The organism is Streptomyces albicerus (assembly GCF_008905045.1).
Lineage (GTDB): Bacteria > Actinomycetota > Actinomycetes > Streptomycetales > Streptomycetaceae > Streptomyces > Streptomyces albicerus.
Window position 1 is genome coordinate 108,605 of record NZ_VWMY01000002.1, and the last position, 15,907, is coordinate 124,511.

Annotated in this window: 12 protein-coding genes; 2 read left to right on the plus strand and 10 right to left on the minus strand. The window is 71.4% G+C overall.

What is annotated here, in order from left to right:
* Positions 1 to 36: 36 nt before the first annotated feature.
* Entirely contained in the window at positions 37 to 822 is a 786-nt protein-coding gene (locus GAS53_RS02065) for an acyltransferase (RefSeq protein WP_151475640.1), read from the minus strand.
* A 119-nt stretch (positions 823 to 941) separates the two neighbouring features.
* Here GAS53_RS02065 and GAS53_RS02070 point away from each other — a divergent pair, with 119 nt between their 5' ends.
* Complete coding sequence (locus GAS53_RS02070; RefSeq protein WP_151475641.1) at positions 942 to 1,472, plus strand: gamma carbonic anhydrase family protein; 531 nt, start codon at positions 942 to 944, stop codon at positions 1,470 to 1,472.
* Positions 1,473 to 1,574: 102 nt separating this feature from the next.
* On the opposite strand, the gene GAS53_RS02075 is transcribed toward GAS53_RS02070, so the two are convergent.
* The 9 genes from GAS53_RS02075 to iolC form a co-directional block, all read right to left on the minus strand.
* Complete coding sequence (locus GAS53_RS02075; RefSeq protein WP_151475642.1) at positions 1,575 to 2,237, minus strand: DedA family protein; 663 nt, start codon at positions 2,235 to 2,237, stop codon at positions 1,575 to 1,577.
* A 115-nt stretch (positions 2,238 to 2,352) separates the two neighbouring features.
* Positions 2,353 to 4,830, minus strand: a complete 2,478-nt coding sequence (locus tag GAS53_RS02080) for a beta-glucosidase family protein (RefSeq protein WP_151475643.1) — start codon at positions 4,828 to 4,830, stop codon at positions 2,353 to 2,355.
* A 284-nt stretch (positions 4,831 to 5,114) separates the two neighbouring features.
* On the minus strand, positions 5,115 to 7,580 hold the full coding sequence (locus GAS53_RS02085; protein WP_151475644.1) for a SpoIIE family protein phosphatase: 2,466 nt from the start codon (positions 7,578 to 7,580) through the stop codon (positions 5,115 to 5,117).
* A 117-nt stretch (positions 7,581 to 7,697) separates the two neighbouring features.
* On the minus strand, positions 7,698 to 8,480 hold the full coding sequence (locus GAS53_RS02090; protein WP_151475645.1) for a GntR family transcriptional regulator: 783 nt from the start codon (positions 8,478 to 8,480) through the stop codon (positions 7,698 to 7,700).
* A 35-nt stretch (positions 8,481 to 8,515) separates the two neighbouring features.
* The gene (locus GAS53_RS02095; RefSeq protein WP_151475646.1) at positions 8,516 to 10,012 is read right to left on the minus strand and encodes a CoA-acylating methylmalonate-semialdehyde dehydrogenase; all 1,497 of its coding nucleotides are present in this window, start codon (positions 10,010 to 10,012) and stop codon (positions 8,516 to 8,518) included.
* A gap of 31 nt (positions 10,013 to 10,043) precedes the next feature.
* Entirely contained in the window at positions 10,044 to 11,918 is a 1,875-nt protein-coding gene (gene iolD / locus GAS53_RS02100; protein ID WP_151475647.1) for a 3D-(3,5/4)-trihydroxycyclohexane-1,2-dione acylhydrolase (decyclizing), read from the minus strand.
* A 7-nt stretch (positions 11,919 to 11,925) separates the two neighbouring features.
* On the minus strand, positions 11,926 to 12,822 hold the full coding sequence (gene iolB, locus GAS53_RS02105) for a 5-deoxy-glucuronate isomerase (RefSeq protein WP_151475648.1): 897 nt from the start codon (positions 12,820 to 12,822) through the stop codon (positions 11,926 to 11,928).
* Positions 12,823 to 12,838: 16 nt separating this feature from the next.
* Positions 12,839 to 13,717 carry a Cgl0159 family (beta/alpha)8-fold protein gene (locus GAS53_RS02110; protein ID WP_151475649.1) on the minus strand — a complete coding sequence of 293 codons (879 nt, stop codon included), beginning with the start codon at positions 13,715 to 13,717 and terminating at the stop codon, positions 12,839 to 12,841.
* Positions 13,718 to 13,746: 29 nt separating this feature from the next.
* Positions 13,747 to 14,697, minus strand: coding sequence for a 5-dehydro-2-deoxygluconokinase (gene iolC / locus GAS53_RS02115; protein WP_151475650.1), 951 nt, complete (start codon positions 14,695 to 14,697; stop codon positions 13,747 to 13,749).
* A gap of 287 nt (positions 14,698 to 14,984) precedes the next feature.
* Here iolC and GAS53_RS02120 point away from each other — a divergent pair.
* On the plus strand, positions 14,985 to 15,907 hold a 923-nt coding region (locus GAS53_RS02120), incomplete at its 3' end, for a substrate-binding domain-containing protein (RefSeq protein ID WP_151475807.1).

Sequence of the window (15,907 nt, forward strand, 5' to 3'; positions counted from 1 at the left end):
TTCACCCAAGACCGCTTAGGGTCAGAAGGGCCCTCGTCAGGAGTCGGCGCGTACGTCCTCATGGGCGCCCTCGGCGGCCCGCAGCCGTGCGATGCCGTCCGCGTCCAGCTCCGTCAACGCCAGCAACTGCTCCGGCGTGACGCCGTCGGGAATCGGCACCGGCGCCGGTGTACGCAGCGGCGGCTGCCATCCGTCGCCGGGCGTCCAGCGTCGTACGACCCGCGCCGGCGCTCCGGCCACCACCGCGTGGTCGGGTACGACGCCGCGTACCACCGCACCGGCCGCCACCACGACGTTCCGCCCGATCCGCGCTCCCGGCAGGATCACCGCACCCGTGCCGATCCAGCAGCCGGGGCCGATCTCCACCGGTTCCATCCGCGGCCACTGTTTGCCGATGGGCTCGTGGGGGTCGTCGTACGAGTGGTTCGTGGACGTCACGTACACATACGGCCCGAAGTAGCAGTCGCTGCCGATCGTGACCCTCGTGTCGGCGATGACATGGCTGCCGCGGCCGAGGACGACGCCGTTGCCTATGCGGAGGATGGGGTCAGGGCCGAGGTCGAGGTCGGGCATCAACCCGGCGGTCAGGGTGACCTGTTCGGCGATGATGCAGTGGTCGCCGAGGTGGATCCACGGCTCGCCGAAGACCGTGCCCTGCGGGAAGGCGAGCCTGGTACCCGTTCCCATCGCGCCGAAGCGCAGCCGCCCGGGCCGCTCGGCGGTCACCGCGCCCGTCTGCTGCACCCAGGCCCAGCCTGTATGGACGGCACGCTGGACCAGGCGGCGCCGCCAGGATGAGAACGCGTTCTTGCGCTTGGGCACCCGCTCACCGTACTCAGCGTGATGTCCGCCCAAGAGGTCGTACGGCTGTGATCTTCGCCCCACCGAGCCGTGGCCCGATCCCTTACGGTGCCGGTACCAACGAGAACAAGGAGACGTCGATGACGCACAAGGCGCTGATCGCGGGCGTGGGCGGCAAGGATCCGAAGGTGGATCAGGACGCGTTCACCGCCCCGACGTCCGTGGTGCTCGGCGAGGTGACGCTGCACCCGGGCGCGAGCGTCTGGTACGGGGCGGTGCTGCGGGCCGACTGCGGGCCGATCGTCATCGGGGCGGACAGCAACGTCCAGGACAACTGCACGCTGCACGTCGACCCGGGCTTCCCGATCACCGTCGGAGAGCGGGTCTCCATCGGCCACAACGCCGTGCTGCACGGCGCGACGGTCGAGGACGACTGTCTGATCGGGATAGGGGCGACGGTGCTCAATGGGGCGGTGATCGGTGCGGGTTCGCTTGTCGCCGCACAGGCGTTGGTGCCGCAGGGTATGCGGGTGCCTCCGGGCTCACTCGTGGCGGGCGTGCCGGCCAAGGTGAAGCGGGAGCTGACCGCGGAAGAGCGCGAGGGCATCTCGCTCAACGGCACGTTGTACGTGGCACTGGCTCGGGAGCACCGGGCAGCTCACGAGGGGTAGCGGTCGTCGGCGGTCTGCGGGTTGTTTGTGGCTGGTCGCGCAGTTCCCCGCGCCCCTGAGGGGCCGCCGCGGCCCTGACGGGCGCGGCGGCCCCTCACCCAATCAGTCGGCCGCCGGGACCGGCTCCCGCTCGGTCGTCGTCTTCGCGGCCTCGTTTTCCGCCGTGACCTTCTTCGCCTTGCGCTTGAGGAGCAGCATCGAGGTGACGCCGATGAGCAGGGCGACCACCAGGCCGAGCCAGGAGAAGCGCTTGAGCCAGGACTCGGCGACCACGCCGACGTAGTAGATGACCGCCGTGGTGCCGCCGGCCCAGAGGATTCCGCCGAGGACGTTGGCGGTGAGGAACTTCCAGTACGGCATGCGCAGCACACCGGCGAGCGGGCCCGCGAAGATCCGCAGCAGGGCGACGAAGCGGCCGAAGAACACCGCCCACATGCCCCACTTCTCGAAGGACTTCTCGGCGGTGGCGATATGGCCCTCGCTGAAGTGCCTGGGGAATTTCCCGCCGAGCCAGGCCAGCAGTGGTCGTCCGCCCTTGCGGCCGATGGCGTAGCCGATGGAGTCCCCGATGATCGCTCCGGCGGTCGCGCAGGTGCCGAGGATGACGGGGTTGATGTCACCGTGCTGGGAGGCGAGCAGCGCCGAGGAGACGAGGATGATCTCGCCCGGCAGCGGAATGCCCAGGCTCTCCAGGCCGATGACCACGCCCACCAGCACGTAGATACTGACCGCAGGCACGGTCTCTAGCCATTCCTGGACGTGCAACGCCTGGTCCTCCCGATTCACCGCGAGCCGGGCCCGACCCGGCGTGTGCTCGGCCGCGAGCACACGCCGGGAAGCCTACCCGGTCACTCCGACACCACAGAGTCTCGTCGGCCGCTCACACATCAACCGTCCCGCTCAGCCGCAGCTCACGCGAGGAGGCCCCCACCCACACGGTCCGCCGCCCGGTCCCGAGCACCCAGCCGTGCCGCCGCGCGTCCCAGGAGGAGAGCGTGCGCTCGTCGACGCGCACGGTGACCCGCCGCGACTCCCCCGCCTCCAGCCGGAGCCGCTGATAGCCGCCCAACACCCGTACCGCCTGGTCGACTTGGAGATCCGGCGAGGGGCCCACATAGACCTGCGGGATGTCGACACCGTCTCGCTGTCCCGTGTTCCGCACGGTGAAGGCCACCGCCAGCCCGGCCCCCGTCCGCTCCACCCGCAGCCCCTCGTACGCGAAGGAGGTGTACGAGAGGCCGTACCCGAACGGGAACAGCGGCCGCACGCCCTCGGCGTCGTACCAGCGGTGGCCGACGCGGACGCCCTCCGAGTACTCCTCGACGCCGTTCACGCCCGGGTAGCGGCGCGGGTCGCCCGCGACCGGATGGTGGTCGTCGTCCACCGGGAAGGACTGGGTGAGCCGCCCACCGGGATCGCAGTCCCCGAACAGCACGGCGGCGGTGGCGGCCGCGCCCTCCTGGCCCGGGTAGTACATCTGCAGCACGGCTGCGGCGCGCCGCAGCCACGGCATCGACGTCGAGGACGAGGTGTTGAGGACGACGACCGTACGGGGATTCGCCGCCGTCACCGCCTCGATCAGGTGTGTCTGGTGGCCGGGAAGCACGAGGGTCGTGCGGTCCTGGTTCTCGGTGGCGTCCTCGTACGCGAACAGGACGACGCTGTGTGCGGCGCGCGCTGACTTCACGGCCTTGGCGACGTCCTGGGCGCGGGTCGCCCCGGTGACGCGCCGCAGCCTGAACACCTGCCCCTCGGCGCCGCCCTTCGCGGTGATCTCGATCTTGTGCGTGCCCGCGGCGAGGTCGAGTGTCTTGCGGCGCACCGCGAGCCCGTCGGGCGCGGCCGAGACCAGGCCGCCGGTGAAGTGCTCGGCGAGTCCGGCCCTCACCGGGAAGAGTTCGACGCCGTCGAAGAGCACCTTGGGCCGCGTACCCGAGTAGTGGATGACGAAGGTCCACTCGTCGTCGTCCTCGACGGTGAGGGTGCCGTCGCAGGTCCAGGTCTTTCCGGCGGCGACCCGCTGGCCCTCCGCATCGATGTCCGCCGAGAGCGCGCCCATGGGCAGGGGCTTGCCGAAGAGGTCCTCGCCGAGCGCGTACGACACCTGGGCGCCTTGTCCCGCACGGGACTTGATCGCGGTGAGCGGGCTGTCGGCGTGGTCGGGGACAACGTGGGCGCTGCCGCCGCCGCTGACGAAGGGGAGCGAGCCGGTGGGGCCGACGACGGCGATGCTGCGGGCGGCCTCGCCGGTCAGGGGCAGGATGCCGTTCTCGTTGCGCAGGAGGGTGGCGCCCGCCTTGGCGACCTCCAGGGCGACCGCCGCGCCCGCCGCCGGGTTCCGGTCCGGGCGGGGCGGTGCGCTGCCGTCGAGCAGGCCGAACTCGTCCATCGCGGTCAGGATCCGGCGTACGGCCCGGTCGACGTACCCCTCGGACACGCTGCCGTTCTCGACGGCGGTCTTCAGGGCTGCCCCGAAGTACTTGTCGTTCGGCATCTCCATGTCGAGGCCCGCGGTGAGCGCGGCGACGGTGCTGTGGGCCGCGTGCCAGTCGGTCATCACCCAGCCCCGGAAGCCCCAGCGGTCGCGGAGGATGCCGGTGAGGAGTTCCCGGTTCTCGCAGGCGTAGGTGCCGTTGACCTTGTTGTAGGCGCCCATGACCGCGCGGGTGCCGGCGCGGACGGCGGACTCGAAGGCGCGCAGTTCGACCTCGCTGAGGGTCCGCTCGTCGACGCGTACGTCGATGGAGTCGCGGTCCTTCTCCTGGTTGTTCGCCGCGTAGTGCTTGACCGTCGCGATGAGGCCCTCGCTCTGGATGCCCTTGATCTCCTCGGCCACGAGGTCGGCGGAGAGCAGCGGGTCCTCGCTGAAGGTCTCGAAGTTGCGGCCCGCGTACGGGGTGCGGATGAGGTTGACCATCGGGGAGAGCAGCACGTCCTGGCCGAGGGCGCGGCCCTCGCGACCGATGACCTGGCCGTAGCGGTGGGCGAGTTCGGGGTCGAAGGCGGCGGCGAGCAGGACGGGGGCGGGCAGGGCGGTGGCGTGCTGTTTGACGCGGACTCCGGCGGGGCCGTCGGCGAGGCGCAGCGGCGGGATGCCGAGCCGCTCGACGCCGGGGACGTAGCCGGCCTGGCCGAGGTCCTTCGGGTCGGTGGCGCCGTGCAGCAGGGAGATCTTCTCGTCCAGGGTGAGGCGCGCGACGAGTCTCTCGACGCGGGGGCCCGCGGCCGGCTCCCGCCGGGCGGCGGCCGCGTGCGCGAGGGACGGGAGCCCCGCGGTCGCGGCCAGGGCGACGGCGGTCGCGCCGCCCAGCAGACGCAGGGCGGACCGCCGGGACACGGTGTCGAAGGTGTCGGACATGGGGTGTCACTCCTCGTTGGGTGCGGGCACGAGGAGGCGGACCGCGGGGGCGCGCGGACGGCCTGTCCGGGTTCGACCTCCGGACGCACTATGCGACAAAAGTGACGCGCCACCCCGTTAGGCATGATTCGCGTGGCGAAACGTGTCGCGCGACCCAAGCGCTCCGCTGGAAGTGCCGCGATGGTCCGTCGGTCGTCTGCGGGGCCGTCGTGGCTGGTCGCGCAGTTCCCCGCGCCCCTTACGGGGCGCGGTACCGCACCGGACGAGCCCAGCAATCGCTCGGCTCAGATCTCCGGACCCTCCAGTGACTGCTCGGTCCAGATGATCTTGCCGTCCTGGGTGTAGCGGGTCCCCCAGCGCTGCGTGAACTGGGAGATCAGGAACAGCCCGCGGCCGCCCTCGTCGGTCGTCTTCGGATGGCGCAGGTGCGGGGCGGTGGGGCTGGCGTCCCAGACCTCGCAGACCAGGGCCCGCGACATGATCAGCCGCAGCCTGATCGGTCCGGAGGCGTGCCGGATCGCGTTGGTGACGAGTTCGCTGACGACGAGTTCGGTGGTGAAAGTCAGCTCGTCGAGGCCCCATTCGCACAGCTGCCGTGAGGTCCGCTTGCGGACGTCGGCGACGGCCGCGGGGTCGATGGGCAGGTCCCAGGACACCATCCGTTCCGCCGGCAGGAGGCGGGCGCGGGCCATCAGCAGCACCACGTCGTCCGGCGGGCGTGCCGGGACCAGGGAATCGACCACGGTCTGGCAGCGCTCGTCGAGGGTGGGTGCCCGCCGCTCGAGTACGCGGCGCAGCCGCTCCCGGTCGGCGGCCGCGTCCCGCTGCGGCGCGGGCCCCTCGGCGGCGAGCAGGCCGTCGGTGCACAGGGCGAGCACGCTGCCTTCCGCGAGCGGCAGTTCGACCGACTCGAAGGGCGGGCCGGCGACGCCGAGTGCGGGTCCTGGGGGCAGTTCGGGGAAGTCGACCGTGCCGTCCGGGGCGACGATCGCGGGCAGTCCGTGGCCCGCGGCGGCCATGGAGCACCGGCCGGCGACCGGGTCGTACACCGCGTACAGGCAGCTGGCGCCCTTCGCCCGTGCGCCGTCGGCGCGCGGGGCCGCCGCGGGGTCGTCCTCGTAGTCGGCCCGGTCGACCAGGTCGTCGAGGTGGGCGAGGACCTCCTCGGGCGGCAGGTCCAGATCGGCGAGGGTCTGTACGGCGGCCCGGAGCCGGCCCATGGCCGCGGCGGCCTCGATGCCGTGGCCGACCACGTCGCCGACCACGAGGGCGACCCGCGCGCCCGACAGCGGGATGACGTCGAACCAGTCTCCGCCGAGGCCTGTCAGTTCGTCGGCGGGCCGGTAGCAGGCGGCGACCTCCATCGCGTCCTGCTCGGGGAGCCGGTGCGGCAGGAGATGGCGTTGCAGTACGAGGGCCGCGTCGCGTTCCCGGGTGTAGCGGCGGGCGTTGTCGAGGCACAGGGCGGCGCGGGCGACGAACTCCTCGGCCAGGCCCAGGTCGTCCTCGTCGAAGGGGTCCTGGCGGCGGCGCCGGAAGAAGGTGGTGATGCCGAGCGTGGTGCCGCGTGCCCGGATCGGGACGATCATCACCGTGTGCAGTCCGAGGTCGAGGAAGGTGGCCGCCCTGCCGCCCGGTCCGCTGTTGGACCATTCCCTGGCCAGCGGATCGAGCCGCTGCTCGATCCACGACCTGCCGCTCGTCAGACAGCGGATCGGGGGCACCCCGGCGAGGTAGCTCGCCACCTGTCCCACGTCGACGACGGCTTCCGGGGCACCCTCGTTCACGGACTGCTGGCCGGCCCGCCGCAGCGGCACGGGCTCCGTCTCGTTCAACGGCCCGGGAAGGGGCTCGCCCCCTTCGAGGACGGTCTCCAGCAGATCGACGGCGACGAAGTCGGCGAGTCCCGGCACGGCGACGTCGGCCAGTTCCTGGGCGGTGGTCATGACGTCGAGGGTGCGGCCGATGCGCTTGCCCGCCTGGTCCAGGAGGGTGAGCCGCTCGCGGGCCCGGTAGCGCTCGGTGACGTCGACCACCGTGTAGTACACGCCGATGGGGTTGTCGTGGTCGTCCTCGAGCCGCGTGAACGACATCGCGTGGGCCGTGTCCCGGTGCGGCGCCGACCGGACCGTACCGAGGTGTTCGTAGCCGACGACGGCCTCGCCGGTCTCCAGGACCTGGCGCATCACCGCTTCGAGGGCCTCGGCGTCCAGGCCGGGCTGGATGTCCGCGAGCCGTTTGCCGATCCGCTCGTGCGCGGGTCCGCCGCCGAACTGTTCCAGGGCCGTGTTCGACCACACGTACCTCAGGTCCGCGTCCACGATGGCTATGCCGATCGGCGAGTGCGCGGCCATCCGCTCCAGCACCGTGCGGCTCATGTCCCAGCCCGGGGTGCCGGCCGTGTCGGCGGCCAGGACCACCCAGCGCGGCGCGCCCTCCGCCGCCAGGGCCGGGACGACCCGCACCGACGTGACGACGGGGTGCCCGTCGCGGTGCCGCACCGCGAGGAGTCCGGTCCAATCGCCGCTGCCGACGCACCGGCGGGTCAGATCCGGCAGCCGCGCGGCGTCCTCGGGCATGAGGAGGTCGGCCGCGGTCCGGCCCACGACCTCGGCCCGGCGGTAGCCGAACAGCCGCTCGGCGTCGCCGGACCAGCCGGTCACCGCCGTGCGCGCGTCCAGCAGCACCACCGCGGCGTCCGCCATGTCGAACCGCCGCCGCGCCACGCCGCTCTCCTCGCTCGTCGCCACCCTGACCCTCTCCGTCCCTTGGAGTGGTCGTTCCCGTATCCCACGCTCATTGCACCCGTGCGATACGGGCCCAACGTACCGCCGCGGCCGCATTCCGACCCCGGCAGCCGCACCCGATCAGGGGCGGACGAGGAGTTGGAAGTCGAAGGTGTAGCGAGAAGCGCGGTAGACGTGGGTCCCGTACTCTACGGCCCGCCCGGTGTCGTCGTAGGCCGTGCGGCACATGGTGAGCAGCGCCGCTCCCTCCGGCTCGTCGAGCAGGCGGCCCTCCTCGGCGGTGGCGCAGCGGGCGCCGACGGTCTGGCGGGCGCTGTGCAGGGTGATTCCGGCGGCCCGCATCATCCGGTAGAGGCCGGTCGCCTCCAGCTTTTCGGTCTCCAGGTCGAGGAGCGTGGCGGGCAGGTAGTTGCACAGGTGGGCGACGGGTTCGCCGTGGGTGGAGCGCAGCCTTTCGAGCACGATGACGTCCCGGCCCTCGGGGATGCCGAGGGCCGCGGCGACCTCCGCCGAGGCCGACTGGACCTCGTTGCGCAGCACCCGGGTGGCCGGGCTCTGCCCGGCGGCCGCCAGGTCGTCGTACAGGCTGCTCAGCTCCAGCGACCGCCGGACCTGGCTGTGCACCACCTGGGTGCCGATGCCCCGGCGGCGCACCAGCAGGCCCTTGTCCACCAGGGACTGGATCGCCTGGCGGACGGTGGGCCGGGACAGGCCGAGCCGCGCGGCGATGTCCACCTCGTTGCCCAGCAGATTGCCCGGGGCGAGCGCCCCGTGCTCGATCGCGGACTCCAGCTGCTGGGCGAGCTGGTAGTAGAGCGGGATCGGGCTGCCCCGGTCCAGGGCGACCTCCAGGCTGTCGAACGCTGCGACGGTCGCCGGACGTGCGGTTTCGGTCTCTGCCACGGGAGCCCTTCCCTTCGCGTGTCCGTCGGAGCGTGTCAGGAGTGGCTGGGGAAGCCGAGGTTGATGCCGCCGCTGTCGGCCGGGTCGGGCCAGCGGGTGGTGATCACCTTGCCCTGCGTGTAGAAGGCGATGCCGTCGTTGCCGTAGATGTGGTGGTCGCCGAAGAGGGAGTCCTTCCAGCCGCCGAAGGAGTGGTAGCCGACCGGCACCGGGATCGGCACGTTCACGCCGACCATGCCCGCCTGGACCTCCAGCTGGAAGCGGCGGGCGGCGCCGCCGTCCCGGGTGAAGATCGCGGTGCCGTTACCCCAGCGCGAGCTGTTGATCAGCGCGATGGCCTCGTCGTACGTCTCGGCGCGGACCACACACAGCACCGGGCCGAAGATCTCGTCCTTGTAGGCGTCCGCGGTGACCGGCACCTTGTCGAGGAGCGAGACACCGAGGAAGAAGCCGTCCTCGTGGCCCGGCACGGTGTAGCCGGTGCCGTCCACGACGACCTCGGCGCCCTGGGCTGCCGCGCCGGAGACGTACGACGCGACCTTGTCGCGGTGCTCGCGGGTGATCAGCGGGCCCATCTCGCTGGCCGCGTCGCTGCCGGGGCCGATCTTCAGGCCCTTGGCCCGTTCGGCGATCTTGCCGACCAGTTCGTCGCCGGTGTCGCCGACCGCGACGACGACGGACACGGCCATGCAGCGCTCGCCGGCCGAGCCGTACGCGGCGTTGATGGCCTGGTCGGCGGCGAAGTCCAGGTCGGCGTCGGGCAGCACGAGCATGTGGTTCTTGGCGCCGCCGAGGGCCTGTACACGCTTGCCGTGCTCGATGCCCTTCATCTGGATGTACTTCGCGATGGGCGTGGAGCCGACGAAGGAGACCGCCGTGATGTCCGGGTGCTCGAGGAGCCGGTCCACGGCGACCTTGTCGCCCTGCACGATGTTCAGCACTCCGTCCGGCAGCCCGGCCTCGGAGGCGAGCTCCGCCAGCCGGTAGGAGGCGGACGGGTCCTTCTCGCTCGGCTTGAGCACGAAGGTGTTGCCGCAGGCGATGGCCAGCGGGAACATCCACATCGGCACCATGGCCGGGAAGTTGAACGGCGTGATGCCGGCGACGACTCCGAGCGGCTGGCGGATCGCGGCCACGTCGACGCGGGTGGATACCTGTGTGGACAGCTCGCCCTTCACCAACTGCGGGACGGAGCAGGCCAGTTCGACGATCTCCATGCCCCGGGCGACCTCGCCGAGCGCGTCCGAGTGCACCTTGCCGTGCTCGGCGGTGATCAGCTCGGCGATCTCGTCGCGGTGCGCGTCGAGCAGCTCGCGGTACTTGAACAGGACCGAAGTGCGCTTGGCGAGCGAGGCGGTCCCCCAGCTCTCGAACGCGGCCTTCGCGGAGGCGACGGCGGCGTCCACCTCGTCCACGGAGGCGAAGGGAACCTGCTTCTCCTGGGCGCCCGTGGCCGGGTTGTAGACGGGGCCGAAGCGACCGGAGGCGCCCTCGACGGGCTTGCCGCCGATCCAGTGGTTGATGTTCTTCATGAGTGCGGGTCCTTTTCGTGAGCGGGGGAGGTCAGAGGTGGCGGCGGCGGTCGGCGACGCGACTGTCGTACGTCTCGCGCGCGCGGGCGGCGGCCTCGCGGGAGGCGACCTCGGCGACCGGTACGTCCCACCACGCCTCGGCGGCGGGGGCGGTGGGCGTCGGGTCGGTCTCGACGTACACGCACGTCGGGCGGTCCGAGGCGCGGGCGGTGGCCAGGGCGTCGCGCAGTTCGCGGACGGTCTTGGCGCGCAGGACGTCCATGCCGAGGCTGGCGGCGTTGGCGGCCAGGTCCACGGGCAGCGGGGCGCCGGTGAAGGTGCCGTCGGCGGCGCGGTAGCGGTAGGCGGTGCCGAACCGCTCGCCGCCGGTCTCCTCGGAGAGGCCGCCGATGGACGCGTACCCGTGGTTCTGGATCAGCACCAGGTTGACGGGCAGGCCCTCCTGGACCGCGGTGACGATCTCGGTGGGCATCATGAGGTAGGTGCCGTCGCCGACCAGCGACCAGACGGGGGTGCCGGGGGCGGCCTGCTGGACGCCGATGCCGGCCGGGATCTCGTAGCCCATGCAGGAGTAGCCGTATTCCAGGTGGTACTGGCGCGGGCTTCGCGCACGCCAGAGCTTGTGCAGGTCGCCGGGGAGCGAGCCGGCCGCGTTGATCACCACGTCGTCGTCTCCGACCACGGCGTCCAGGGCGCCGAGTACCTGGGTCTGGGTGGGGACCGCGTGCTCGTCGTCCGCCCGGTACACGGCGTCCACGACCTGCGCCCAGCGCTCCTTGCCCGCGCGGTACTCGGCCTCGTACGCCGGGTCCACGCGGTGGCCGGACAGCGCCTCGGTGAGCGCCCCCAGTCCGGCGCGGGCGTCGGCGACCAGGATCCGCGCACTCAGCTTGTGGGCGTCGAAGGCGGCGACGTTGAGGTTGACGAACCGCACGTCCGGGTTCTGGAAGAGCGTGGCGGAGGCGGTGGTGAAGTCGGTGTAGCGGGTGCCGACGCCGATGACCAGGTCGGCGGTGCGGGCCAGGTCGTCGGCGACGGCGGTGCCGGTGTGGCCGACGCCGCCGAGGTCCGCCGGGTGGTCGTGGCGCAGCGAGCCTTTGCCCGCCTGGGTGGACGCGACCGGGATGCCGGTGGCCTCCACGAACTCCTTGAGGGCCGGCTCGGCCTCGCTGTGGTGGACTCCGCCGCCCGCGATGATCAGGGGGCGTGTGGCGGCTCGTACGGCTTCGGCGGCGGCCGCGAGCTCGGACGGCTCGGGCGCCGGGCGGCGTACGTGCCAGATCCGCTCGGCGAAGAACTCCTCGGGCCAGTCGAACGCCTCGGCCTGCACGTCCTGCGGCAGGGCGAGGGTGACGGCGCCGGTCTCGACGGGGTCGGCGAGGACCCGCATCGCGTTCAGGGCGGAGGGGATCAGGGCCTCGGGACGGGTGATCCGGTCGAAGTAGCGGGAGACCGGGCGCAGCGTGTCGTTGACCGACAGGTCGGCTTCGACGGGGTGCTCCAGCTGCTGGAGCAGCGGGTCGGCCGCGCGGGTGGCGAAGTAGTCGCCGGGCAGGAGCAGTACCGGGAGCCGGTTGACCGTGGCCAGGGCGGCGCCGGTGACGAGGTTGGTGGCTCCGGGGCCGATGGAGGTGGTGACGGCCTGGGCGGAGAGCCGGTTGAGCTGGCGGGCGTATCCGACCGCCGCGTGCACCATGGCCTGTTCGTTGCGGCCCTGGTGGAAGGGCATGGCCTCCTCACCGGCCTCGAGAAGCGCCTGGCCGATCCCGGCGACGTTGCCGTGGCCGAAGATCCCCCAGGTGCCGGCGATCAGCCGGTGCCGTACGCCGTCGCGTTCGGTGTGCTGCGCGGCCAGGAAGCGCACCAGTGCCTGGGCGACGGTCAGGCGAAGGGTGGAGCGGCTCATCGGTTCCTCACTGGGACGGGGGGTTGGATCGAGTCGTCAGCCGGGGGTCGACGGGCTGGCCGGGCCAGGTGTCGCGGATCCAGGCGTGGTCGGGGTGGTCGCAGATCAGCCAGGCCCGGTCGGCGCCGGGGCCCGCCATGACGTTGAGGTAGTACATGTCGTGGCCGGGCACGGCCATGGAGGGGCCGTGCCAGCCGTCCGGGATCAGGACGACGTCGCCGGCGTGCACCTCGGCAAGCACGTCCGTGCCGCTTCCCTGGCCAGAGGGGGAGACCCGCTGGTAGCCGAGGCCGGGAGTGCCCTCGTGGTCGGCGATCTCGAAGTAGTAGATCTCCTCCAGCTCGGACTCCTCGCCGGGCCGGTGCTCGTCGTGCTTGTGCGGCGGGTACGAGGACCAGTTGCCGCCTGGGGTGATCACCTCGACCGCGATGAGCTTGTCGCACTCGAAGACCCCGGCCGCGCCGAAGTTGTGGACCTTGCGGGAGCAGTTGCCGGTGCCGCGCAGTTCGACGGGGACGGACTCGGCGGGCCCGTAGCGGGCCGGCAGCCGGCGGGTGCAGCGGGCGCCGGTGAGCGCGAAGCGGCCGCCGGCGGGCGAGCTGAGGGTAGCGGTCGCGTCCCGCGGTACGTATACGAAGTCGCTGACGCCGCTGAAGACGCTCGCGCGGCCGTGCAGCTCGTACTCTTCGCGGCCGAAGTCGTCGGTGACGGTGACGGTGCAGCCGCCGCCGAGCGACAGCATGATCCACTCGCTGTCCCCGGCGGTGAACAAGTGCGTGCCGCCGGGCGGCAGTTCGAGAACGCGGAGGCTGGAGTAGCCCCAGTCGGCGCTCTCGGGGGTGACGTCCACTGCGTACGGGCCGCTCGCGGCCTTGCCCGAGGGCAGGTGATGTGCGCTGGTCATGAGGAGGTCCTTCCGGTCAGAGCAGGCCGACCGCGGTGTCCACCGCGGTCTCCACGCTGCCCTCGGCGGGATAGAGCAGGGACCGGCCGACGACCATGCCCTGGACGGTGGGCAGCCGCAGGGCCTTGCGCCATCTCTCGTACGCCCCCTCCTGGTCCTTGCCGACCTCGCCGCCCAGCAGGACGGCGGGCAGGGTCGAGGTCTCCAGCGCCGCGGCCATGTCGTCCGGGTCGCTGGTGACGGGAAGTTTCAGCCAGGTGTAGGCGGAGGTGCCGCCCAGGCCTGAGGCGATGGCGATGGAGCGGGTCACGGCCTCGGCGGTGAGGTCGTTGCGTACCGTTCCCTCGACGCGGCGGGAGATGAACGGCTCGACGAACACCGGGAGTCTGTGCTCGGCCATGTCGTCTATGGCGCGGGCGGTGGACTCCAGGGTGGTCAGCGAACCCGGGTCGTCGTAGTCGATGCGCAGGAGGAGCTTGCCGGCGTCGAAGTTCAGCCGGGCGATGTCCTCGGCGCGGTGTCCGGTGAAGCGGTCGTCCATCTCGAAGACGGCGCCGGCCAGGCCGCCGCGGTTCATGGAGCCCATGACGACCTTGTTCTCCAGCGCGCCGAGCAGGAGCAGGTCCTCCAGGATGTCGGCGGTGGCGAGCACCCCGTCCACGCCAGGCCGGGACAGCGCGATGCACAGCCGCTCCAGCAGGTCGGCGCGGTTGGCCATGGCCAGTCTGCGGTCGCCGACTCCGAGCGCGCCGCGTGCCGGGTGGTCGGCGGCCACGATCATGAGGCGGCCGCTGTCGCCGACGAGGGGGCGTCGGACACGGCGGGCGGCCGCTTCGGCTACCGCCTCCGGGTGCCGGGCGCGCACCCTGACGAGGTCGGGGATGGTGATGCTCAAGGGTTGGCTCCGTTCAGGGGGTGGCGGCGTCAGCCGCGGGAGGCGACGAGATGCTCGACCTCGGCGGCGGTCGGCATCGCGGAGGAGCAGGCGAGCCGGGAGGCGACGAGGGCGCCGGCCGCGTTGGCGTACCGCATCGTCTTCTCCAGCTCCCAGCCGGCCAGCAGCCCGTGGCAGAGCGCACCGCCGAACGCGTCGCCCGCGCCGAGGCCGTTGACCACCTCGACGGGCACGGGCGGCACTTCGGCGGTGGTGCCGTCGCGGTGGACGGCGAGGACGCCCTTCGGGCCCTGCTTGACGACGGCCAGTTCCACGCCCGCTTCGAGCAGGGCCTCGGCGCAGGCACGCGGTTCGCGGACACCGGTGGCGACCTCGCACTCGTCGAGGTTGCCGACGGCGACCGTGACGTGCCGCAGGGCTTCTGCGTAGTACGGGCGGGCCTCGGCGGGGTCCTTCCAGAACATGGGGCGCCAGTCGAGGTCGAAGACGGTGGTGCCCGCCTTGTCGCGTGCCTTGAGGGCCGCGAGGGTGGCGGAGCGGCTGGGCTCCTCGCTCAGGCCGGTCCCCGTGATCCAGAAGATCTTCGCCGCCCGGACGGCGAAGAAGTCCAGCTCATCGGTGCGTATCTCCAGGTCGGGCGCCTTGGGCTGCCGGTAGAAGTACAGCGGGAAGTCGTCCGGCGGGAAGATCTCGCAGAACGTGACCGGCGTCGGGTACGCGTCGACCGGGGTGACCCAGCGGTCGTCGACCCCGAACTCCTTGAGAGCCTGGTGCAGATAGGCTCCGAAGGGATCATTGCCGGTACGGGTGACGACCGCGGTGGAGCGGCCGAGGCGTGCCCCGGCGACCGCCACGTTGGCCGCTGAACCGCCGAGGAACTTCCCGAAGGTTTCGACACGCGTGAGCGGTACGCCGGTCTGCAGGGGGTAGAGATCGACCCCGATGCGACCCATGGTGATCAGGTCGAAGGACTCGGGCATACGCGTCGCTCCTCGTGCTGGGATGCGGACTTCCGGGGGTGCGGGATGCAGGGGACCGGTGTGTCCTAGGTGTAAGACCGGGACCGGGCCATGTCAATACTTTGTACTTACATTCTCACGTGATCGTGAAATGATGTCTTAACAAAGTATTGACAGCGGGGTCCGTCAGGGACTTACATCCCCTCCCAACAGCACAGCCGAGTTTGTCGGTAGACGGCCCGGGCACCTCGCCCGGTCCGTCGGCCCCTGCTCCCTTTCCCCCTGTCGCACAGTGAGGTGCCGGAAAGATGGACCGCATGTCTCGCCCCCGCTCCCGCAGATTCGCCCTCGTCGCCGCGGCCGCCGCGGCAGCCCTGATAGTCACCGGTTGTTCCAGTGAGTCCGGCGGCAAGAAGGCCGAGGAGGACGCGGACAACGCGTCGGCCGGCAAGGCCAACACCCCCCGCATGAAGGTCGCGATGATCACGCACGCGGCACCCGGGGACACCTTCTGGGACCTCATCCGCAAGGGGGCGGAGGCGGCAGCGGCCAAGGACAACGTCGAGCTGGTCTACTCCAGCAACCCCGACTCCGCAAAGCAGGCCAACCTGGTCCAGAACGCCATCGACCAGAAGGTCGACGGCATCGCGATCACCCTGGCCAAGCCGGACGCCATGAAGGCCGCCGTCGCCAAGGCACAGAAGGCCGGCATCCCCGTGGTCGGCTTCAACGGCGGCATCGACGCCTGGAAGGAGCAGGGCCTCCTCGAGTACTTCGGCCAAGACGAGACCGTCGCCGGTGAGGCCTTCGGCGAGAAGCTCAACGAACTCGGCGCCAAGAACAACATCTGTGTCATCCAGGAGCAGGGCCACGTCGCCCTCGAAGCGCGCTGCGCGGGTGTGAAGAAGACGTTCAAGGGCAAGACCACGAACCTCTACGTGAACGGCACCAACATGCCGTCGGTGAAGTCGACGATCACCGCCAAGCTCAAGCAGGACTCGTCGATCGACTACGTGGTCACGCTCGGCGCGCCGTTCGCCCTGACATCGGTGCAGTCGGTGTCCGACGCGGGCAGCAAGGCCAAGGTCGCCACCTTCGACCTCAACAAGGAGCTCGTCGGCGCCATCGAGGACGGCGACATCCAGTTCGCGGTGGACCAGCAGCCGTATCTGCAGGGCTACCTGTCGATCGATGCGCTGTGGCTGTACAAGACCAACGGCAACTTCAGCGG

Coding starts and splice junctions, on each gene's coding strand:
- iolB (WP_151475648.1), bottom strand. CDS start 12,822: ATGACCAGCGCACATCACCTGCCCTCGGGCAAGGCCGCGAGCGGCCCG.
- GAS53_RS02070 (WP_151475641.1), top strand. CDS start 942: ATGACGCACAAGGCGCTGATCGCGGGCGTGGGCGGCAAGGATCCGAAG.
- GAS53_RS02095 (WP_151475646.1), bottom strand. CDS start 10,012: ATGAAGAACATCAACCACTGGATCGGCGGCAAGCCCGTCGAGGGCGCC.
- GAS53_RS02080 (WP_151475643.1), bottom strand. CDS start 4,830: ATGTCCGACACCTTCGACACCGTGTCCCGGCGGTCCGCCCTGCGTCTG.
- iolD (WP_151475647.1), bottom strand. CDS start 11,918: ATGAGCCGCTCCACCCTTCGCCTGACCGTCGCCCAGGCACTGGTGCGC.
- iolC (WP_151475650.1), bottom strand. CDS start 14,697: ATGCCCGAGTCCTTCGACCTGATCACCATGGGTCGCATCGGGGTCGAT.